This is a genomic window from Pectinatus haikarae, from assembly GCF_015732185.1.
GTDB classification, from domain to species: Bacteria; Bacillota; Negativicutes; order Selenomonadales; family Selenomonadaceae; genus Pectinatus; species Pectinatus haikarae.
The window spans coordinates 192,617-215,319 of record NZ_WIQM01000008.1 but is presented as its reverse complement, the minus strand read 5'-3'; the positions used below and the strand labels follow the sequence as shown (position 1 = coordinate 215,319).

At 35.1% G+C, this 22,703-nt stretch carries 22 protein-coding genes; 19 read left to right on the top strand and 3 right to left on the bottom strand.

Translation table 11 applies throughout. The annotated features are described in order from the left end of the window. Positions 1–80 precede the first annotated feature (80 nt). A complete protein-coding gene (gene rpmH / locus I6758_RS05240) occupies positions 81–215 on the bottom strand; it encodes a 50S ribosomal protein L34 (protein WP_196604149.1) in 135 nt (44 codons plus the stop codon). Positions 216–645: 430 nt separating this feature from the next. Between rpmH and dnaA the strand changes: the two genes are divergently transcribed. From dnaA to I6758_RS05190, 10 genes are all read left to right on the top strand, one after another. Then, a complete protein-coding gene (gene dnaA, locus I6758_RS05235; protein ID WP_196604148.1) occupies positions 646–2,064 on the top strand; it encodes a chromosomal replication initiator protein DnaA in 1,419 nt (472 codons plus the stop codon). Between the two features lie 246 nt (positions 2,065–2,310). Continuing rightward, a complete protein-coding gene (gene dnaN / locus I6758_RS05230; protein ID WP_196604147.1) occupies positions 2,311–3,429 on the top strand; it encodes a DNA polymerase III subunit beta in 1,119 nt (372 codons plus the stop codon). A gap of 53 nt (positions 3,430–3,482) precedes the next feature. Next, entirely contained in the window at positions 3,483–4,598 is a 1,116-nt protein-coding gene (gene recF, locus I6758_RS05225; protein WP_196604146.1) for a DNA replication/repair protein RecF, read from the top strand. Further along, a complete protein-coding gene (locus tag I6758_RS05220) occupies positions 4,592–5,503 on the top strand; it encodes a DUF721 domain-containing protein (protein WP_196604145.1) in 912 nt (303 codons plus the stop codon). Before recF ends, I6758_RS05220 begins: the two co-directional genes overlap by 7 nt. After that, positions 5,503–5,745, top strand: a complete 243-nt coding sequence (gene remB / locus I6758_RS05215) for an extracellular matrix regulator RemB (RefSeq protein ID WP_196604144.1) — start codon at positions 5,503–5,505, stop codon at positions 5,743–5,745. Before I6758_RS05220 ends, remB begins: the two co-directional genes overlap by 1 nt. Further along, positions 5,742–6,701 carry a glycosyltransferase family 8 protein gene (locus I6758_RS05210; RefSeq protein WP_196604143.1) on the top strand — a complete coding sequence of 320 codons (960 nt, stop codon included), beginning with the start codon at positions 5,742–5,744 and terminating at the stop codon, positions 6,699–6,701. Before remB ends, I6758_RS05210 begins: the two co-directional genes overlap by 4 nt. Before the next feature lie 112 nt (positions 6,702–6,813). Further along, positions 6,814–7,164, top strand: a complete 351-nt coding sequence (locus I6758_RS05205; RefSeq protein ID WP_196604142.1) for a PTS glucitol/sorbitol transporter subunit IIA — start codon at positions 6,814–6,816, stop codon at positions 7,162–7,164. A gap of 193 nt (positions 7,165–7,357) precedes the next feature. Then, positions 7,358–8,527 (top strand): ADP-forming succinate--CoA ligase subunit beta, encoded by a 1,170-nt coding sequence (sucC, locus tag I6758_RS05200; protein ID WP_196604141.1) that lies wholly within the window; start codon positions 7,358–7,360, stop codon positions 8,525–8,527. A 23-nt stretch (positions 8,528–8,550) separates the two neighbouring features. Further along, a complete protein-coding gene (gene sucD, locus I6758_RS05195) occupies positions 8,551–9,453 on the top strand; it encodes a succinate--CoA ligase subunit alpha (protein ID WP_196604140.1) in 903 nt (300 codons plus the stop codon). A gap of 280 nt (positions 9,454–9,733) precedes the next feature. Beyond that, positions 9,734–11,347, top strand: coding sequence for a peptide chain release factor 3 (locus I6758_RS05190; RefSeq protein ID WP_196604139.1), 1,614 nt, complete (start codon positions 9,734–9,736; stop codon positions 11,345–11,347). A gap of 114 nt (positions 11,348–11,461) precedes the next feature. On the opposite strand, the gene I6758_RS05185 is transcribed toward I6758_RS05190, so the two are convergent. After that, positions 11,462–12,622 carry an iron-containing alcohol dehydrogenase gene (locus tag I6758_RS05185; RefSeq protein WP_196604138.1) on the bottom strand — a complete coding sequence of 387 codons (1,161 nt, stop codon included), beginning with the start codon at positions 12,620–12,622 and terminating at the stop codon, positions 11,462–11,464. A 200-nt stretch (positions 12,623–12,822) separates the two neighbouring features. Continuing rightward, positions 12,823–14,160: a threonine/serine exporter family protein gene (locus I6758_RS05180; protein ID WP_231038524.1), complete on the bottom strand. Its 1,338-nt coding sequence runs from the start codon at positions 14,158–14,160 to the stop codon at positions 12,823–12,825. A gap of 250 nt (positions 14,161–14,410) precedes the next feature. On the opposite strand from I6758_RS05180, the gene I6758_RS05175 reads away from it, so the two are divergent. The 9 genes from I6758_RS05175 (at position 14,411) to I6758_RS05135 (ending at position 22,701) form a co-directional block, all read left to right on the top strand. After that, positions 14,411–15,286, top strand: coding sequence for a LysR family transcriptional regulator (locus I6758_RS05175; RefSeq protein WP_196604137.1), 876 nt, complete (start codon positions 14,411–14,413; stop codon positions 15,284–15,286). A 184-nt stretch (positions 15,287–15,470) separates the two neighbouring features. After that, positions 15,471–16,337 carry a DMT family transporter gene (locus I6758_RS05170; RefSeq protein WP_196604136.1) on the top strand — a complete coding sequence of 289 codons (867 nt, stop codon included), beginning with the start codon at positions 15,471–15,473 and terminating at the stop codon, positions 16,335–16,337. 12 nt (positions 16,338–16,349) lie between these two features. Next, on the top strand, positions 16,350–17,003 hold the full coding sequence (locus I6758_RS05165) for a hypothetical protein (RefSeq protein WP_196604135.1): 654 nt from the start codon (positions 16,350–16,352) through the stop codon (positions 17,001–17,003). Positions 17,004–17,017: 14 nt separating this feature from the next. Then, positions 17,018–17,851, top strand: coding sequence for a DNA-formamidopyrimidine glycosylase (gene mutM, locus I6758_RS05160; protein WP_196604134.1), 834 nt, complete (start codon positions 17,018–17,020; stop codon positions 17,849–17,851). A 43-nt stretch (positions 17,852–17,894) separates the two neighbouring features. Beyond that, entirely contained in the window at positions 17,895–18,503 is a 609-nt protein-coding gene (gene coaE / locus I6758_RS05155; protein WP_196604133.1) for a dephospho-CoA kinase, read from the top strand. Then, on the top strand, positions 18,500–19,120 hold the full coding sequence (locus I6758_RS05150; protein ID WP_231038523.1) for a lytic transglycosylase domain-containing protein: 621 nt from the start codon (positions 18,500–18,502) through the stop codon (positions 19,118–19,120). Before coaE ends, I6758_RS05150 begins: the two co-directional genes overlap by 4 nt. 179 nt (positions 19,121–19,299) lie before the next feature. After that, on the top strand, positions 19,300–20,262 hold the full coding sequence (locus I6758_RS05145; RefSeq protein ID WP_196604132.1) for an aspartate carbamoyltransferase catalytic subunit: 963 nt from the start codon (positions 19,300–19,302) through the stop codon (positions 20,260–20,262). After that, complete coding sequence (locus I6758_RS05140; protein WP_196604131.1) at positions 20,246–21,538, top strand: dihydroorotase; 1,293 nt, start codon at positions 20,246–20,248, stop codon at positions 21,536–21,538. Before I6758_RS05145 ends, I6758_RS05140 begins: the two co-directional genes overlap by 17 nt. A 95-nt stretch (positions 21,539–21,633) precedes the next feature. Continuing rightward, on the top strand, positions 21,634–22,701 hold the full coding sequence (locus tag I6758_RS05135) for a carbamoyl phosphate synthase small subunit (RefSeq protein ID WP_196604130.1): 1,068 nt from the start codon (positions 21,634–21,636) through the stop codon (positions 22,699–22,701). Positions 22,702–22,703 lie beyond the last annotated feature (2 nt).

Sequence of the window (22,703 nt, the reverse complement as noted above, 5' to 3'; positions counted from 1 at the left end):
CCCGGGGATGTTCCCCTGCGCACGATTAATTTTATTAAGACTACACAAAAACTTCAGGCAATCTATATTATATTCCGTGCTTATGCAGATAATTTCTTTCTGCCGCGGGCGCGCCTTCTTTTAATAACTAACTGTCCGCCCTTTGTTTTCATGCGTTCACGAAATCCATGAGTTTGCTTTTTCCAATGGTTGTTAGGTTGAAATGTTCTTTTCACTCTATACACCTCCTTAAACTAATAAAATGACAATTTGCTATATGAAATTATAGACTACACGGCTTATAGTGTCAACAATTCAAAATAATTATTGATAACTTTATTGGCTTTTGATAAGATGATATATACATATCCACATATTTATCCACATATTTTTATTTTATCCACATATTTTATCAACAGCTTTGTAGATACTTGATTACCAGTATTTTTTTCTTAAAGCTTTTTCATTGCCTAATAGAGACAAGACTTTAAAAAAATTTGAAGTTATCAACAATTGTGCATAACTTTGTGGATAACTTTTTTTGTCCGATAAATACTTTTTTTAATCGACTATTATTACATATGCTTAATAGACAGGATCAAATTTCCTCAGTATTTTGATAAATTACAACCTGTTTTAAACTTATAGACAGAAAGGATCTTTTTAATGGAGAATGCACAGTTATATGCTACTTGGGAAGAAATACTGAAAAAATTGGAAAATTCTCTTTCAAAAATGGTATGCGACACATGGCTCAAACCTATAAAACCAATGACATTAACAACTACAGCTCTGCAACTCGGAACACCGACAGATTTTTCCAAAGATTGGATCGAAAAACATTATATGCAGCTTATTCTTGATGCAAGCTATGATGTCACAAAAGCAAGACTTGATATTATAATAACCAGCTTTCATTTACAAGACACCATGCAAGAAGAAGATCAGACACAAATTCCTTTAATTTATACACCTGCTGCTCCCGTCAATAAAATAGAGGAACCCTCGGTTTCAGATTTTCCTAAAAATAATGCACCCTTACCTATAGTACCTGGAGACTCATCATCTTTAAACCATAAATATACATTTGAAACATTCGTAACGGGGAATTCTAATCGCTTTGCCCATGCAGCCGCTTTAGCAGTAGCAGAATCTCCCGCTAAAGTTTACAATCCTTTTTTTATGTATGGCGGTGTGGGGCTTGGCAAAACACATCTCATGCATGCAATAGGTCATAAAATACTGCAAAATAATCCAGATATGCGTGTTCTATATATATCAAGCGAAAAATTTACAAATGAACTTATAAACTCTATCCGCGACGGCAAACCAGAAGCTTTTAGACAAAAATATAGAAATATTGATGTGCTGCTTGTTGATGATATCCAATTTCTTTCTAAAAAAGAACATACCCAGGAAGAATTCTTTCATACTTTTAACACCCTGCACGATGCCAATAAACAAATAATAATATCAAGTGACCGGCATCCGCGGGAAATACAAACTCTTGAAGATCGTTTACGGTCTCGTTTTGAATGGGGCCTTATAACTGATATTCAAGCTCCTGATCTTGAAACACGTATAGCAATTTTAAGGAAAAAGGCTTTATTAGAAAATCTTACTGTTCCTAATGATGTTATGGTATATATTGCCAGCCGTATAGATAACAACATCAGGGAACTGGAAGGGGCACTCACTCGTGTAATGGCTTTTTCTTCACTGAACAAACAAGTAATAACAAAAGAATTAGCTGCGGAGGCATTAAAAAATGTATTTACAAATAATGAAAGCCGTACAGTGACCCTTGAGCTTGTGCAGGAAATTGTTTCATCTTATTTTAAAATAGATATTGCCGAATTAGTCGCGAAAAAAAGAACAAGAAATCTGGCTTTTCCCCGTCAAATAGCTATGTACTTATGCAGAGAATTAACTGATTCATCCTTACCGCGTATAGGTGAAATTTTTGGCGGACGAGATCACACTACAGTCATACATGCCTATGATAAAATCAGTCAAGGACGAAAATCTGATAAAAAACTTGATAATACCATTAAAGAGTTGACAAATAAGATAAAAAATATTTAATCTAAATACTTATCCACAAAATGTGTATTTAATATGTATAAAAGGTGAACTTTATGTGGATAAAAAACTATAGCTCTTTAAAATGTGAATTTGTGAATTCAGAAGCTATACTTATCAACAGCTTATTAACACAAAAAAACCTTACTACAAAAGATAAAAAGCAAGTTATCAACATTTTCACAGCCCCTACGACTACGACGACTAACTTTATATAAATATATATTAATAATAAATAAGGAGAATAAAATGAATTTCATATGTACCAAAAATGACCTTTTACAAGCTATTCAAATCAACATAAAAGCCATATCAAGCAAACCTCAAATGCCAATACTTTCAGGGATATACATACATGCAGAAAATGATATACTAAAAATAGAAACAACAGATTATGATATAGGTATAATCTGTAAAATAACCGCAGATATAAAAGAAGAAGGAACTTTAGTACTTCCAGGCAAATACTTTGCAGACGTAATAAAAACATTACCAGGAGAAGAAATAGAAATAGCATCAAATTCCGAACAAAATACAGTAACTATAAAATCAAACACAGCAAAATTTAACCTTCTAAGTATGGCTTCATCTGAATTTCCTAAAATTAAAAAATTAGAAAGCAATAACAATATCTCAATAAAAAGCAATGTACTTATTGATTTAATTAAAAAAACATCATTCGCCTGTGCCACAGAAATGATGAGACCTGTTTTCACAGGATGTTTATTTGATCTTAATAATGCTGAAATAACTATGGCGGCTACCAATACACACAGGCTTGCTGTAAAAAAAGAAATAATGGATGATAACAAAACAAACATAACAGCGAAACTAATAATTCCTGCTAAAATACTCAACGATTTATCCACATTACTTGCTTCTGATATTCCTACTGATGTAGATATTATCTATTCTCACAATCAGATCAGCTTCAGTTATGATAATGTCTACATTGTTTCCAGATTAATAGAGGGTCAGTTCCCCGATTATAACAATGTTATTCCCCCCTCATTTAGCTCATCTGCTCTTATAAAAACACGAGAATTACAAAGTGCAATAGATCGCGTAGCATTGATATCCCGTTCTAATCAATATAATATTATTACACTTAATTTTGACACAAATAACTTACTTTTATCATCAAATAACCCAGAAATAGGAAAAGCTGAAGAAAACATAAATATAAAACTCAATGGTCAACCCATAAGTATAGCCTTTAATGCCAGATATATACTGGATATGCTTAAATATATAAATACAGAAGATATAACGTTTTCTTTTAATACTGAAACCAGTCCGGCTTCTATAAAAGCAGTCGGTGATGACTTGTTTATTTATGTAGTCACGCCTGTACGCAAGGCTATATAATAAAATATCATTTTTGTTTTTTAATGTTTCTATAATTTATACGGGATATGTTTATGAATATAAATAAATTACTGCTTAAAAATTTTCGCAGCTATAAAACTCTTGAATTGACTTTTTCGCCAGCTTTAAATATATTTACAGGAAACAATGCTCAAGGTAAAACCAACATAATAGAAGCAATATACTATGCTGCTTTGGGTACATCATATCGCATAAAGAATGATGCAGATCTGATATCATGGCAGAAAAATGAGGCAGTAATAAATATTGATTTTTCAAGGATAGATATAGAAAATAATATCAAAATTTATTTAAATAAACTAAAACGCCGTCAAATAATACTTAATGGCGGAAATATACGGCAAAAAAATCTGCCGGGAAATATTACCATAGTAATGTTTTCTCCTGAAGATTTACTTTTAATAAAAGGATCACCAAGTCTCCGTCGAAGATTTTTGGATATTGAATTGTCTCAGACTGATATATTTTATTATGATATGCTGGTAAAATATAATAAGATAACAAGTCAAAGAAATAACCTTTTAAAATCCATAAGAGAAAAAAAACAAAAAGCTTCTATGCTTGATATATGGGATAGGCAGCTTATAGATACAGCTGTTTTCATATGGAAAAAACGTTATGCTGCAATAAATCAACTGTCAAATTTTGCAGCTGTTATGCAGAAAAATATATCCGATAATAGGGAAATTCTTACTATGAACTATAAAATAAACAATATAGAGTTTGCAGAAAATAATATGGAAAATTTAAAAGAATTGTATGCTGATACTATAAAAAGAAACAGATTGGATGATATCAGGCGGGGAAGTACTGGAGCCGGTCCACACCATGATGATATAGAATTTTTTATAAATAAAATAAATCTAAAAAATTTTGGTTCTCAAGGACAGCAAAGAACTACTGTTTTATCTTTAAAGTTGGCTGAACTAGAATATATAAAAAGTATCACCAGTCAATATCCTGTATTACTTTTAGATGACGTTATGAGTGAACTTGATAAAAATAGAAGAGAAAAAATGTTAGTATTTTTTAAAGAAAAAAAGATACAAACAATTGTTACAGCTACTGATATTTCTATGTTTGCTGATCTAAAAGACGCTCATCTTTATAATGTGTCGCTGGGCGATGTAAGGACTGCAGAATGCTGAAAAGAAAAAGAAAGAATACTGATTTTAACAGTGTTGGTCAAATAATGCCCAGGGCCCTAAATCATCTTACTAAATCTCCGGAATATAAACTTTATTTAATAAGATTTTATTGGGAATCTATAGTGGGAAAAGACATAGCAGATCATGCTGTTCCAAAAAATTTTGCATTTGGTACTTTGCATATAGGCACATCCAGCAGTGTATGGGCAAATAATCTTTTGTATATGAAATTTGATATTTTAGATAAAATAAATAATGCTCTTCAATATAAATTGATAAAAGATATACACTTCACTTATGGAAAAAATGGCAGTAATAAAATAATTTCGTCGAGAATAAAGGAGAAAAAAAATACAAAGAGAATATTAGCAAATACAGAACTCTCTGAAGCTGAAATGATTTCTGTTGAAAAAAAATGTGCGGCAATTAATGATGAAGATCTGGCAAAATATATTAAAAAAGTTTTAATAGTAAATGAAAAAATTAATAAGATTAAAAAACAAAATAATTGGCATGAATGTAAAAAATGTGCTGCATTATGCGCAGCAGAAGAAGATTACTGTGATAATTGCAGACGTGAACTTAAAAATATAAATTATTCTCAGATAAGAAAAATATTAATGACTAGACCTTGGGCTAGATATGGAGAAATAAAGAACTATGTTGACAATTGCTCTGCAGATATGGTCAACAAGGCTAGAATAAGTTTAGTTCAGCGCATGACAATAAATTTAAAAATTACATCGTATGATGATATTCAGCTTAAGACCCTTATTATGCTTTATAAGGCATTGCCTCCGGAGCAGATAAACCAAAAGGTAGTGAAAGAAAATATAAACAGGCTTAAATATGATTTGATATATAATGAAATGAAAAAATTGATGGAAAAAAAGGGGGAAAATTAATGTTTCTCCATATAGGACAAAATGTATCTATTCCTTTGAAAAATGTGATTGCTATATATGATATAAAAAATAAAAAGAATGATGAATTTATATTGGCAATGAAAGAAAGAATTGAGGATATATCAAAAAGTTTGCCTAAATCCTGTATAGTAACGGATAATAAAATCTATATATCATCTATATCTGCATCAACTCTATATAATCGTTCAATAGGACAAAATTTTATGGCGGTAAATAAATGACAGAAAAAAACATTATAAATATAGCATTGGGTGTGGATAATAAATATTTATCATATGCAGGTATTTTAATGACTTCCATAATAATGAATTCTTTGGGAAATAAAATAGTATTTCATGTTGCTATTAGTGAAAAATTATCAGATTTAAACAGAAAAAAAATAGATTTATTCAATAATTTATATAAAAATGCTTACATAAAAACATATGATTTGGAAGAAAAAATAAAATCATTGCCTGATTTATCAATTTATACGGATAAACGTTTTAACAAGGCTATACTTTTAAGAATATTTATCCCACAAATTTTACCCGATAATGTAAAAAAATTGATATACCTAGATGCAGATATGTTGTGTGTAGGGGATATAAAACAATTATGGGACATAGAAATACCGGATAAATATATAATAGCTGCCAGTCAGTATAAGAAGAAACATGGTATTGAACAAATAGATCGGCTGGGGTTAAAATCAGATAAATATTTTAATTCTGGAGTATTACTTATAAATATGCATTTATGGAAACTAGGAAACATAACAAAGTTGATCGAAGATTGTTATGTTAAATTTTATGAATTTTTTTTGCTTCCCGATCAGGATGCCATAAATGTAATTCTTCAAAACAATATTTATGATCTTCCACATAAATTTAATAGAATGACTGCTCCTAATGATCCGACGATTGATTTGAGAGAGAAAAATGATATAATATTGCATTTTGTCAATGAAGCAAAACCTTGGTTAAAGGGGAATACTCCTGTAATGGATAAATTATATAAAGGCTATGTATATCAATCTGTATGGAACGATTTAGAGTTTTTGGAACCTGATACCCCAGAACTTATGCTGCTTGCTGGGAGGAATTATGAAGAAATAGGTGATTATGAAAAAGCGGCATATTATTATGGAAATTCAGCTAGAGATCTAATGAAAATTCAGCTAAATATAAATAAATAGAATTGATATAATATAAAATTCATATAGTCATCATTTATTTTAATATGACGTTAAATTATTTCATAATTTTATTTAATTGTGGTATAATAATAAAAAATAAGGCGGTGTAAGGATGAAGTATGCATTTGATATAGTATCCGTTGGTGAAAATGTATCAAGCCTTTTAAAAACAAGTAAATGTATAACTATTGTAAATGATGGATGTAGTGAAGGACTCGCAGCGATGTCCATTGTTCATACGAAGGGAAAGCTTGCAGAAAACATTGAAGCAGGGGATACACTTGAATGGGGAGCCCTAAAATTCAGGATAGTTGATATCGGTTCGGATGTTAATAAAAATTTGGCCGATATAGGACATTGTACAATTTTATTTAATAAAAAAGCTTCGTTACCAGGTCAAATGTCTGTTGAAGGAGCATATTTTCCTAGTTTCAATAGAGGCGAAACCGTAAAAATATATTAATCCTTATTTTATTTTTATAATTGATTCGATCATTTTACGTCATATTTTTTATAATTTGCAGATGATGGGAAATGGTTGAATCTATTGAAATATTTTGTTTTGATGCCGTTTTTATTTTTTTTGTGAAAATTTACAATATATTATATCTTGTAATTTTTTACAGCAATAAATTTTAATGGATTGGGGTGTTTAAATGAATATTCATGAGTATCAAGGTAAAGAAATTCTTCGTTCCTATGGCGTATCTGTTCCTGATGGTAAGCCGGTTTTTTCACCCGAGGAAGCAGTAAAAGTTGCTAAAGAGCTTGGACAGGATGTAATAGTTGTAAAAGCGCAGATTCATGCTGGTGGAAGAGGAAAAGCTGGTGGCGTAAAAATTGCTAAATCTGCTGAAGAGGTTAAAAGCTATGCAAAAGAACTTTTTGGAAAAGTTTTAGTTACGAAGCAGACTGGTCCAGAGGGAAAAAAAATAAATCGTCTTTTGATAGAATCTGGCTGTAAAATAGCTAAGGAATTGTACTTAAGTTTCACGATTGATCGCAATACAGCGCAGACCGTTATGATAGGCTCAGAGGCGGGCGGTATGGAAATAGAAGAAGTAGCCTCATCTACTCCGGATAAAATAATAAAAGAATATATAGACCCGTTTATTGGTCTTGCACCTTTCCAGGCACGCCGCATGGCTTTTAAATTAAATATTGAACCTTCTCTCATTAATAAGGCAGCTTCTTTAATGACTGGATTGTATAAAGTATTCGTGGATAAGGATTGCTCTTTGGCTGAAATAAATCCTTTAGTTCTGACGCAGGATAATAATGTGATGGCACTTGATGTTAAGCTTAATTTTGATGACAGTGCTTTGTTCCGTCATCCTGATATTATTGCATTGCGTGATGAAACAGAAGAAGATCCTAAAGAAAGGGAAGCGGCGGAATTAGGACTTAATTATGTGAACCTGGGCGGTAATGTTGCGTGTATGGTTAATGGAGCAGGGTTGGCTATGGCTACTGTGGATATCATTAAACATTATGGCGGAGAACCAGCTAATTTTCTTGATGTAGGCGGTCAGGGATCGGCAGAGGATGATGCCAAGGCATTTAAAATTATGACAGCAGATGGGCAGGCAAAAGGTATTTTTGTTAATATTTTTGGTGGTATAAATAAATGTGATATTATCGCTGAAGGTATTATTGAAGCAAATAAGATGCTTGAATTGAAATTGCCTATTGTTGTTCGTCTGGACGGTACAAATGTAAAAGAAGGCCGGGAAATATTGAAAAAGGCCAATATTCCTAATGTCATTATGGTTGAATCCATGACAGAAGGTGCCAAAAAAGTTGTCGAATTAGTTAAAAATGCTTAATTGACGGAGAGGAGGATTTTTTTATGGGAATTTTTATAAATAAAGATACTAAAGTAATAGTACAGGGAATTACCGGAAAACAAGCTCTTTTTCATACAAATCATATGCTTGCCTATGGAACTAAGATAGTGGGCGGTGTGACTCCCGGAAAGGGAGGACAAACTGTAGAAGGAGTTCCTGTTTTTAATACTGTGGCAGAGGCAAAAGAAAAGACAGGTGCAAATGCTTCAGTTATTTTTGTGCCTGCAAAATTTGCGGCAGATAGTATACTGGAAGCAATAAATGCGGAAATGGACGTTGTCGTCTGCATTACGGAACATATTCCTGTTGATGATATGATAAAGGTTCGCCGCTACCTTAAAGGCAAAAAAACACGTATGATAGGTCCTAACTGTCCGGGAATAATGACTGCGGATGAATGTAATATAGGTATAATACCAGGATCAATACACAAAAAAGGTCACGTCGGTATAATTTCACGCTCAGGAACTTTGACTTATGAAGCTATGTATCAGATGAGTAATGCAGGAATTGGACAGACTACCATTATTGGTATAGGCGGTGATCCTGTAAAAGGGACAGATTTCATTGATGTATTGGAATCGTTCAATAAGGATAGTGAAACTAAGGCTGTATTGATGATAGGTGAAATAGGCGGAACAGCGGAAGAAGATGCTGCGGCATGGATACATGCTAATATGAAAAAACCTGTAGCCGCATTTATAAGCGGTCGTCAGGCTCCTCCCGGCAAACGTATGGGACATGCTGGAGCTATTATTTCCGGAGGAAAAGGTTCAGCTGCTGACAAAATAAAAGCTCTTAATGCTGCAGGCATAGAAGTTGCGGATACTGTTGCTCATATGGGAGAAACGATGGTCAAAACTTTAAAGGCAGCAGGAATATATGAAGAATGTCATAACTGTTAATAATTATTTTTAAGTTTTTAGCTTTAAGAAAAAAATCAGTGTAAAAACACTATAGAATAACAATAACATGTAAAAGCACGGTGAATTATTTTGCTGATTTATAATTTGCTGTGCTTTTTTTATTTTATCTCTATAAAATGATTTTATTGTTTATTTATGTTAGAATAATAAAGTAAGTTTTTAGTTCAACGGGTTCTCCGGTGAACTTTTAGGCATGTGCAGCCTTTAAACTGCATAATATCATTGTTATTATAATGATTAATATAAAGGGAGATATTTGATGGAGCAGCTGCAAAATGAAATAAAAAAGCGACGTACATTCGCTATAATATCACATCCGGATGCAGGAAAAACGACGCTTACGGAAAAATTACTTTTATATGGAGGCGCCATACATCTGGCCGGTTCCATAAAATCAAGAAAGGCTCAGAGGCATGCTGTATCAGACTGGATGGAAATAGAAAAGCAGCGTGGTATATCTGTAACATCAAGTGTTTTGCAGTTCGATTATGCAGGATGCAGAATAAATATATTGGATACACCGGGGCATCAGGATTTTAGCGAAGATACTTATAGAACACTGATGGCTGTTGACAGTGCGGTGATGGTAATTGATGCGGCTAAAGGTATAGAGACACAAACTAAGAAACTTTTTAAAGTGTGTAAACAAAGGAATATACCAATATTTACTTTTGTAAATAAATTAGATAGATTTGGCAAAGCGCCGCTTGACTTGATGACGGAAATAGAAAATGTTTTGGGCATACGTGCTTATCCGATGAATTGGCCGATAGGCATAGATGGACAATATCATGGCGTATATGATAGAAGAAAAAAACATATTGAGCTTTTTGCCGCAGACGATTCACACGGGCAGAAGGAAAGAGCTTCTGTTGTTTTTTCCATGAATGATAAAGATGCAATAGCACAGATTGATAATGATGTATATCAAACTCTTCTTGGCGATATAGATTTGCTTGATACGGCAGGGGAAGAGTGGAATGATGAAAAAATTTCACATGGTGAGTTAACTCCGATGTTTTTTGGCAGTGCTATGACTAATTTTGGTGTACAAAATTTTCTTGAAGAATATCTGAGGTTAGCTCCGCAGCCGCAGCCGCATGAATCGACAGAAGGAATTGTAATGCCTGATGATGAAAAATTTTCGGCATTTGTATTTAAAATTCAGGCTAATATGAATCCTGCGCATCATGACAGGCTGGCGTTTATCCGCATATGTTCTGGTAAATTTGAACGTAATATGCAAGTTTTTCATATCCAGGAAAATAAAATAATAAAACTTTCCCAGCCGCAGCAGTTTTTGGCGCAGGACAGACAGATAATAGATGATGCATATCCGGGAGATATAGTAGGATTATTTGATCCGGGTATTTTTGGTATAGGCGATACAATATGTGACACTAAAAATAAATTTAAATTTGCTGATTTTCCGGTATTTCCTCCGGAACGTTTTGCCAGGGTAGAAGCTAAAGATACTATGAAACGAAAGCAGTTTATAAAAGGAATAACACAGCTGACGCAAGAAGGTGCAGTGCAGTTATTCGAACAGCCAGGTACAGGTATGGAGAGTTATATTGTCGGTACTGTCGGACAATTGCAATTTGAGGTTTTGGAATATCGTTTAAAAAATGAATATAATGTTGACATAGTGATAACTATGCAGCCTTTTGAGGTAGCAAGATGGCTTGAGTTTAATGATGGAAAAGAAGTCGTACCTGAATCTCTGCGGGGAGCTGACAGAGGAATGTTTGTTTATGATATGAAAAACAGGCCTGTGCTGTTGTTAAATAATGAGTGGTCACTTGGATGGATAAGCGATAACAATCCTGATATCGTACTGCATAATGTACCACCGGATAAAAAAGAAGCATAAAAAAATAAAATAGAAAAAATAATTTTTGTATATAAAAAATGAACTGCCCTCCATAAGTCAGATTTCTGTTCAGCTTATGGAGGGCAGTTTATATGAGAATTATTTTTTATTTGTCTATAAACTCAAATTCAAAACTTTACGTACTATGTCAGGGTTAACTGATCCATTTTCACCAAGCTTTGTCATGTTATGTGAGATAAGTGAATCAATAATTTTTTCTACAACGGATTTATCTAAATGATAATCAGAAAAATGTGTTTTTACTCCCATTTCTTCAAAAAAAGATTGAGTTTTTTGAATAGCTTTGTCTATTTGTGCTTCAACTGGCATATTGGTATCAATGTCCCAGATCCTGTTGCCATACTGCAGCAGCTTCTGTTGTTTTTCATTTTTCATTACTTTCAGCATGGACGGGAAAACTATAGCCAATGTTTGAGCATGATCGAGACCATATAAAGCTGTAATTTCGTGGCCCACCATATGAGTGGACCAGTCTTGGGGAACACCGCTGCTGATAAGACCATTTAACGCTAGTGTTGCTGCCCACATTATATTGGCGCGGACATCATAGTTTTGAGGATTCTGCAAGGCTTTAGGTCCTTCTTCAATAAGCGTCAGGAGAAGTCCCTCTGAAAATCTATCTTGTATTTTGGCATTTACCGGATAGGTCATATATTGCTCCATTACATGAATAAAAGCATCGACAACACCGTTGGCAATTTGTTTTTGAGGCAGAGTATAAGTATAGACCGGATCAAGAATGGAAAATTTAGGAAAAACTGCTGCACTCATAAATGGAAGTTTTGATTTTAAGGATTTTCTTGTTATCACTGCTCCATTATTCATTTCTGATCCGGTTGCGGGCAAGGTAAGCACTGTACCGAAGGGAACGGCTTTTTTTACAGGAATATGCTCAGAAATTATTTTCCATGGATCATCAGCCATAAAAGGTACTGCAGCTGCTATGAATTTAGTGCCATCAATCACTGATCCGCCGCCGGCAGCCAATAAAAAATCATATTTTTCTGACCGGATTATTTCTACAGCCTGCATTAATTTTTCATATGAAGGATTTGGTTCAATGCCGCCGAATTCTCCCAACTTATAATTTTTTAAGGTATTTTTTATTTCATTAAGCAGCCCCGAACGTTTGATACTGCCGCCTCCGTAAATAATCAATACTTTGCTTCCTGCAGGAATTACAGAAGGAAGATTTTCTAAGGTATTTTTGCCGAAAATTATTTTCACTGGATTAACAAATTGAAAGTTGTTCATAAATTAGATTCTCCTTATACTTATTTTGATAAATTACCGGGAAAAGCTTAATTAAATATATAACAGGAGTAAATTTAATGAGTTATTGCACAGCAATTTTTATGGATATTAAAAGTTGCTGTGATGTTTCTTTTTTTATTATACGACCAGTTGTTTTGTTTTTCAATAATCAGGCTCTTAACATAAATAAAGATTTTTATCTATAATAAATTGATGTTAAAATTATTATTCCTTTTTTCCAATAATTTCTTGCAGTGTTCTTTTTTATTGCTGTCCAGATATCTTCTGGCAAAAATATTTGGTATAGCTACACCTACTGCTATTGCCAAAATAGTAAGGCTTGCAATAACACCGCTTTGAAAAACGTGGATCAGTGAAATTGTGTCCATGGCATTTATATTTATCAGTCCAAACATGAGCCTGTACATAAATACTCCGGGAATCATAGGAATGACCGATGGCAGAGTTATGACATGCATAGGGGTATGCACATGATGAACAACTTTTAAAGCGAGAATACTGACGATCACAGCCCCGGCAAAAGAACCGGCAGCTAAACCCATATCAAGATCAAAGTTTACAAAATTTCTTATGCATACAGATATCATTCCACCAAGGGCGACAACCCATAGAAGGCGGCGCGGTACATTAAAGATAGTTGAAAAACCGACAGATGCTATAGCGGCTGCTATGCCGTATACAAAATAGGAACTGTCAGGGTGGGTGCTTAATATAGTAAAATCCTCCACCTGACATAGTTTTATGGCCAGAACAATACCAAAACTCATGCTGCCGACCATTAATATAGTATTTACGGCTCTGGTTATGCCGGAAACTATATAATTGTCAAGAAGATCGTCAACAGAATTGATTAAGGGGATACCCGGAACTATAAAGAGTGCGCATGCCAAAAGAGGATGCCATGGTGTCAATGAGCCGGGGATAAAATGTGTCAGATAAGCAAGGATGGCTGCTGCAAAGGAAGATATGGCTATTGATGCATAGCTGTTTATATCAAGCTTGTTGCAGTAGGAGCGAAGGAGAAAACCAATGGAGGCGCATACGGCAGTATAAAAAAATGCTATCCAGTCACCGCCAAAAAGTTTGGAAAAACCGCCGCAGGCTAATCCTGCACCTATTGCAATAAAAATTGCTGTATATTGTTTTTTTAGGGTAAATATTCTATTAAGTTCAGTTTCATATTGATCTAATGTATAGTTTTTTTCTATAGATTTCCATGAAAGCTTACTTACAGCAGAAATTTTAGTCATATTTATCCCATGCTTGATACATTTTTGGAATTTTGTTATTGAATGATCGCCGTCGCTTATATTGATCATAATAGTGGTATAGGTGATGTGTATATGCAGTGTACCTGCTGTTATTCCCATAAAGGCAGCCACTCTTTTCATAGTTCTTGTTATACGGTTTGTATCAGCGGCACTTTCCATAAGAATTTGTCCTGTTTTTAGAATGAGAAGTAATTTTCGGCCAATTTCAAAATAGGGATCTTTTATATATACTTGATTATTATCCATAAATATCATATCCTTTAATATGTATAGTGTATACATAATTTTAAACTGAATTGAAGATGTGTCAAATTCTAATTTCAAAAAATATCTATTACCATATGGAATGAATATTATATACTGGAAAAATTGAAATAAAGAAGCTATAATCTATGTATAATACAATTATTTGACATACTTTTTATAATGATAATTATTACTATATAATGATTTATCTATGATAAAATATCATAGATAAAATAATAAGGAGATTTAAATGGAGCTTCAACAATTGGAATATTTTTTAGCCATAGCGCACATCGGCAATTTTACAAAAGCAGCTAAGGCAGTATCTATAACGCAATCGGCATTGAGCAGGTCAATAATTCGTTTGGAGAAAGAATTGGGCGTGCAGTTGTTAAATCGTAATACTAAAGAGGTAACGCTCACCAGATATGGAGAAATGCTTTTAGCTCATGCTGAACGTATTGTCAAAGAAGAAACTGCAGCTAAGATGGAAATAGACAGGCCTGATAAGCAGATAATAAATTTATCTTTTCTTCATTCATTAGGAAGCTATATAGTACCAAGACTTATAAGCAGTTTCAGAAAAAATCATCCACAATGTAAATTTAAACTGAATCAAGATAATTCAACTGTTCTTACAGAACGGCTCATAAAGGGAAAAACAGATTTGTGCATATGTTCGAATCTTTTAATGAACGAAACGATCGGTTGGCTGCCGTTATGTTCTGAAGAATTATTTGTGATAGTTCCTCTGGATCATCCGCTGGCGAAAAGGGAAAGTGTTAATTTGAAGGATATAGCGGATGAATCTTTTATAACATTAAAACCTTTTTATGGCTTAAGGCTTTTAGCAAATCAACTTTTTGATATGACAGGTGTTACACCTCATATTGAATTTGAGGGTGACGAAATAGTTACTGTGGCTAATTTAGTTGCTGCTGATCTTGGTGTTTCGCTCATACCTAAGATCCCCGGAATGGATAGATTAAATGTAAAATTTTTAAAACTTTCTTCTCCGCATTGCCGAAGAACTATAGGCATAGCCTGGGATACAAGCAGGCTGCTTTCTCCTTTGGTATATGAGTTTCAAAAATTTGCACTCGATAGTTTTGCTGATGAACGATGAGTTTATTGATCTTATAATGGGTCTGTGCCAGCGTTTGTGGTATGGCAGGGCAGGTAATAGTCAGGCCGCAGGAAACTGCGGCTTTTGTTATTTTTTGAGTAAATTTTACTGTCGTTATATTGTAAAATGGTAAAAGAGCTTTTATATGTGGTAAAATAATAAAAAATAAAAGAGATGTGTAATCATGTTGAATAGAGGTTTAATATTGGCTGTAGGAGCTGCACTTTCCTTTAGTATTATGAATATAATGGTAAAGAGTCTCAGTTTTTCTATGGGCAGCGGGGAAATAGTTTTTGGCAGAAGTGTAATAGGCATAATAGTTCTATTATTTATAATGAAGGAATTTGATATAAAATTTTCGAATAAAGATATCCCGGCATTGGTTTTTCGCGGTGCAGTCGGCGGGATGAGTATGTTTTTGATTTTTATAGCTATTTCTGGCATGCATTTAGGGGATGTTGCTATATTGCAGCAGTTATCAGCTATTTTTGTTCTTTTTTTATCGGCAGTATGGCTTAAAGAAAAAATACCGCCGAAAACATTTCTGCCTCTTTTGGCAATAGGAGCAGGAACTATGCTGTTGCTGCGTCCATGGGAATATAATTCTTTTTCTATATATGCAATTTTAGCTGTTTTTTCGGCTTTTTTGGCTGCACTGGCATATATTACGATTCATAAATTATTTGAAGGCGGCGGACATAATTCATGGGAAATAGTATTTTATTTTCTTTTTTGCAGTATGCTGATAGGTATTGCAGGTATGGCTGGCAATTACCATTCTCCGGATACTAAGGAGATGTTTTTACTTGCGGGTATAGGTATAGTTTCTCTCTTGGCGCAGGCTTTAATGACACAGGCATATGGGTCAGCTAATGCTGTGTTGGTCAGCTTTGTATTATATACAGGTATTTTTTTCAATGCCCTGTGGGGATATCTTTTTTTTGGTGAAATAATGCATTTTCTTTCTGTGATGGGCGGTGTATTTATAATTGGAGGATCAATGTATCTGACCATGGCAAAAAAAAAGCTGAGTATAAAAAGAAATAAATAAAAGGATTATTTTATGGATGAGAGAAAAAATAAAATTTTATCAGGTTTCAGATTATGTATTTTGCTATTTATTGCAGTAATACTGGCCGGCAGCAGCTTCTATTATTTTTATTGGCTGAAAACACCGCAATATACAGTGGGACTTATAGCCGATGCTATAAAAAAACATGATATAGAAACTTTTGATAAATATGTGGATACAGACAGCATATTAAATAAAGCATATGATGATTATTTTTATGTATATTTTTCAAAAGATCCTTTTATGCAGAAAAATCCTGTCAGAAATCTGGCAGAAGGATTAATTAAATTAGCCAAGCCTATGGCAGTAAATGAGATGAAAGCTGAAGTAGATTCTTATATAAAATCAGGAGAATGGAAAAGTTCCAGTAATGAGGAAAGCAGCGGGGAATATTCAGTATCGAAGAATAACAGTGATATAACAGAAAAATTGTCAGTGGGGAATATAAAATTCAAAAGAATAAAATATACCAAAGTTGATGGGAACAAAGCTGTTGTAGGTATTGAAACAGATAAAGATGAAAAAACGGAAAATACGGTTATAGAGATATCAATGGAAAAACAGGACGATGATACGTGGCGGGTTGTCAGTATATATAATATGAAAGAGTATGCAGAAAAAATAATCAGACAAAAAAGTGAATAGAAGAGGTTGATTTTATGCCGGAAATGCCGGAAGTAGAAACAATAAGGCGTACGCTTGAAAAAAGGATATTGGGAAAAACTATTGAATATATAGAAATCTTATTGCCAAGGCTTATCAAATTTCCTGAACTTTCTTTGTATGAAAAACGTCTTACAGGACAAAAGATAGTAAAGATGAGAAGAGAAGGAAAATATCTCATAATGCAGATGGAAAACAATATCATGGCTGTTTTTCATCTGAGAATGACAGGCCGTTTGTGTTATGTAAAGAAAGGGTATGAAGAAGATAAGTATAAGAAAATAATATTTTATTTAGATAATGGGGATAAAGTGATTTATGCAGATATGCGTACTTTTGGCACTTTATATGCCATAAAGGAAGAAGAACGGGAAAAAATAAAAGGGCTTTACGAATTAGGCTGTGAACCTTTGTCAAAAGATTTTACTGTTTCATATTTAGTATCAAGGCTGAAAAAAAACAGCGGCAAGATAAAAATGTTTCTTCTTAATCAAAAAAATATTGCCGGACTGGGCAATATTTATGTTGATGAAGCTTTGTTTCTTGCAGGTATAAATCCTGAAAAAATATCATCTTTCGTAAATGAAAATGAGGCTGAATTACTTTGTGCGTCGATAAATAAAGTTATAAGCGAGGGAATCCGCGACGGAGGAACTACTTTTCGTGATTATGTTAATGGTGAAGGCAGAAAGGGAACGCATCAGGATAATCTATTTGTTTATGGACGGGATAAAAAACCGTGTAAAAAATGTGGTACAATAATAGAAAAGATAAAAGTAGGCGGGCGCGGTACGTGTTTTTGTCCTGAATGTCAAAAATTGGAGAAATAAAAGTTTTTGACAGGCTTTGAAATGATAATACGAGGATTATGTTATGTATAAGATTGGCTTGACAGGCGGGATTGCCTGCGGAAAATCAACGGTATGCTCTTTTTTGCGGCAGGCAGGAGCAGCGGTAATTGATACGGATCAAATAGCGCACAGTTTATCTCTTCCGGGAGAGATCTTATGGCAGGCGTATGTTGATCATTTCGGCAAAATAATTATAAATAATGATAAAAGTCTTAACAGGAGAATGATAGGCAATATCGTATTCGCCGATAATAAGGAAAAAAAATGGATAAATGATACAAGCCATCCGCTTATTATGAATGAAGTAAAAAGGCAGATGGAAGAATTGGAAGGGAATAAAGAAAAAATAGCTGTTATAGATGTTCCGCTGCTGTTTGAAACAGGCTGGGATAAGTTTGTCGATGAAAAATGGGTTGTCTATATAAATAAGCGAGTGCAGATAGAACGTTTAAGAAGGCGAAACGGCTACAGCTTCGCCGAGGCAAAACGACGTATTAAAGCGCAGATGCCTTTAAAATATAAAATGGAGCGAGCAGATCAAGTAATTGATACAAGTCATGGGATAGAAACAAATAAAAAAAGGGTTTTCAGATTGTGGTTTTCCCTGTTAAAAAGGCTGGAAAATGGATGATGAACGACAACAGCAGGTCGGTAGTAGACTATTTATTGAGTGCGGCCCAGGGATTTATTATAATAATGATATTTCTGTCTGTGGTTTTTGCCGGAATTTATGAAGGATTACAGACGCATGTTATAGAAAAAGTTGAAAAAAAATATTTTTATCCTTATCCATATGAAGAAGTGGTGGAAAAATATGCCAGACAGTACAATATGGATGATTCACTGGTAGCAGGTATAATTCTTGCTGAGAGCCGTTTTTTGCCGGAGGCCAGATCACATCGAGGTGCGGTCGGGCTTATGCAGATAATGCCTGAGACTGGTGCGTGGATAGCAAATAATATAAATGATAAAAATTATAATAATGATAAACTTTATGATCCAGAGACGAATATTCATTACGGTGTCTGGTATCTGTCTTTTTTGATGAAGGAATTCGGCAATAATGAAGTTTTGGCTATTGCGGCATATAACGCGGGACACGGGCAAATAGAAGAATGGAGTAAGACCTACAGATGGGGGGGCAGTTTCAGTGATTACACACAAATTCCCTTTAAAGAGACACGTGATTATGTCCATAAGGTGATCGACAATAAAAAATCATATCAGAAGTTATATGATAAAAGATAATTTTTGGTATTTGACAATTAAACTTCTTGTGTGATATCATTTGAACAACATAATATGGCCCTTTAATAAAATCCAGCGAGGTTGAAAGGGATATCTGATTTATTTGAATGGGATAGCTATATGCTTTCTTATGCCTTGCGCATGAGAAAGCTTTTTTTTATATATGAAAAGGGGCGTATATGGTGGAAAGTAAGAGTGTTTCACTGCGAGGAAAAAATATTCTTGGTTTGGAATATTTTTCACCTGATGAGATTGAATTAGTGCTGCAAACTGCTAAGGAAATGAAAAATATTATTAGCAGGGATATTAAAAAAGTACCTGCATTGCGCGGGAAAGCAATAGTAAACCTGTTTTATGAACCCAGCACAAGGACGCGCAGTTCTTTTGAGCTTGCGGGAAAATATCTGGGAGCTGATGTTATAAATATAACAGCAGGTTCAAGCAGTATTGTCAAGGGAGAAAGTCTTCGTGATACACTTTTGACTGTTGAAGATATGGGCGTTGATGCTATTGTTATGCGGCATAAGGCGGAGGGAGCTCCAGAATATGCAACAAAGGTGGTAAAGGCAGCTATAGTCAACGCGGGAGACGGTGCACATGGGCATCCTTCACAGGGGCTGCTGGATTTATTTACTATCCGGCAGTATAAGGGCGGATTCAAAGGTCTTAAATGTGCGATAATAGGTGATATACTGCACAGCCGTGTGGCCAGAAGCGATATATGGGGAATGCGAAAAATGGGTATAGAAGTACATTTGGCAGGACCAAGGACGCTTATACCGCGTTTTCTTTTTGAGGAAAAGGGTATTTTCATCCATGATCGTATTGAAGATGCTATTGAAAATGCCGATGTGATAAATGTTTTGCGAATACAATTGGAAAGACAAAAATCAGGTCTGTTTCCTTCAACACGGGAATATGCACGTATTTTCGGGCTGAATGAAAAACGCTTGACGTTGGCTAAAAAAGATGTATTGGTAATGCATCCGGGACCAATGAACAAGGGCTGGGAAATTTCACCGAAAGTTGCTTATAGCAGTAATTCTGCTATTCAGGAGCAGGTAAGAAATGGAGTGGCTGTACGTATGGCTATTTTAACACTTATTTTGACGGGAGGAAAAAGCAATGAAATTACTGCTTAAAGGCGGCAGAGTGATAGATCCCGCAAATGGCATAGACAAAACGGCGGATGTTCTTATTGAAGATGGAAAAATAGAGCAAGTAAGTAAAAATATTCAGGCAGACAATGCCGTGCAGGTCATAGATGTATCAGGAAAAATAGTTACGCCAGGGCTTATTGATATGCATACGCATATGAGAGAGCCCGGCCAGGAAGCAAAGGAAGATTTTGCTTCCGGGTCAAGGGCGGCCGCAGCGGGAGGATATACCACTATCGCAACAATGCCGAATACCAAACCGGTCGTCGACAAGGCAATTCTGATAGATGGATTAAAGCAGCGGGCAAGAGAAGATGCTGTTGTCAATATAGAAATAATAGGTGCTTTGACGAAGGAGCAGAAGGGCGAAGAACTGGCAGAAGTGGGAGATATGTGTCAGTCCGGTGCTGTGGCATTTTCTGATGACGGACATTACGTGCAAAATTCCCGTGTTCTGCTCAACGGGCTGGATTATCTGCGTACTTTTGATAAGATAATAATATCGCATGCGGAAGAAACGGCATTGGTGGAAGATGGCGTTATGAATGAAGGAAAAAGAAGTGCTATGCTCGGCATGAAGGGACGGCCGACAGTTGCGGAAGATATAGCTGTTATGCGCGATATTCTGCTTGCCGAATATGCCGATGCGCCTATCCACATAGCACATATAAGCAGTAAAAACGCAGTGGAATTGGTGCGTCAGGCAAAGAAGCGGGGAGTAAAGGTAACTTCTGAAGTCACGCCGCATAATCTGACAATGACGGAAGATATGGTCGATATGGCGGATTCTTCTACTAAGGTAAATCCTCCTTTGCGTACAGCTGAAGATGTAAAGGCAATGCAGGAGGGACTTATAGACGGAACTATTGATGCGATAGTGACAGATCATGCCGCACACGCTGAAGAGGAAAAAGACAGAGAATTCAGGTATGCACCCAGTGGTTTCCCCGGATTGGAAACAGCAGTTGGTGTTCTTTTGACGGATTTGTATCATGAAGGAAAGATAGATTTACCTCTTTTAGTGGAAAAAATGACGTCCTCTCCCGCTAAGGTTTTTAAACTGAACAAGGGGACTTTGAGTAAAAATGCTCCGGCTGATGTTACTGTGATCGATACTGAGGCAGAGTGGATAGTAGAAAAAGAAAAATTTTATACAATGGGTGCTCATTCACCGTTTATAGGCAGAAAATTAAGGGGAAAACCCATAATGACTATTGTTGACGGAAGAATAATTATGCAAAATGGTATAATTATAGATTGAAATATATTATAATAGAAATAAACTCTCAACAGGAGGCAGATAAGATATCTGCCTGCCAATAGTACAGGGATGGATAATTTTCGGAGGTGCTCTATTTGAAAGGCAAATTGACTCTTGAGGACGGCAGCATATTCACAGGCGACCTGCTGGGCGATAAACCGGCTTGCGGTGAAGTAGTATTTAATACAGGAATGACAGGATATCAGGAAATTTTGACTGATCCGTCCTATTGTTCGCAGATTATAACATTGACATATCCGATGATTGGCAATTATGGAACTGCCGAAAAATTTAACCAAAGCCGCAATTGTTTTGCAAATGGTTTCATAACAGGAGAGCTGTGTGATGTTGGCAGTAATTGGCAAAAAGAAAGTGAATTAAGTGAATTTCTGAAGGATAAGGGTATTTCTTGTCTTTATAATGTGGATACACGTGCGCTTACCCGCTGTCTCCGTTCGGCAGGAACAATGAAAGGTATAATAACAGCGGCGGACGCAGCAGAAAATGAATGTGAAAAACTCATGAGCATACCTCTTGATCACAAAACTGTAGACAGGGTAACCACTCCGGAAAAATATGTATTGGAAAACGACGGTCTGCATATAGTTGCAATGGATTTCGGCGTAAAAAGGCATATGCTGGAATCAATGCATGAACGGGGCTGCAAGGTAACAGTTGTACCGGCTCGTACCAGTGCACGCGAGATTCTTGAGCTGAAACCGGACGGTATATTTTTGTCGAACGGACCGGGAGATCCAAAGGATGTATTGGATATTGTAGAGACAATAAAGCAGCTGATAGGAAAGAAACCCGTTTTTGGTATCTGTCTCGGACATCAATTAATAGCCTTGGCAAGCGGAGCGGATACTTATAAACTGAAATTCGGTCATCGCGGTTCAAATCAGCCTGTAAAGGACTTGCGGACGGGGCGCGTGTATATATCATCACAAAATCACGGTTATGCAGTGGATGAAAAATCGCTTGAAAGGCTTCCTTTTGATATAACTCATATATCGATGAACGATGGTACGGTAGAAGGAATGCATCATAAGACTCTGCCTTTATTTTCAGTACAGTATCATCCGGAAGCATCACCCGGACCGGATGATAATACGTATCTTTTTGACGAATTTTGCGCAATGATGAAGAAAGGGGCAATTTAACC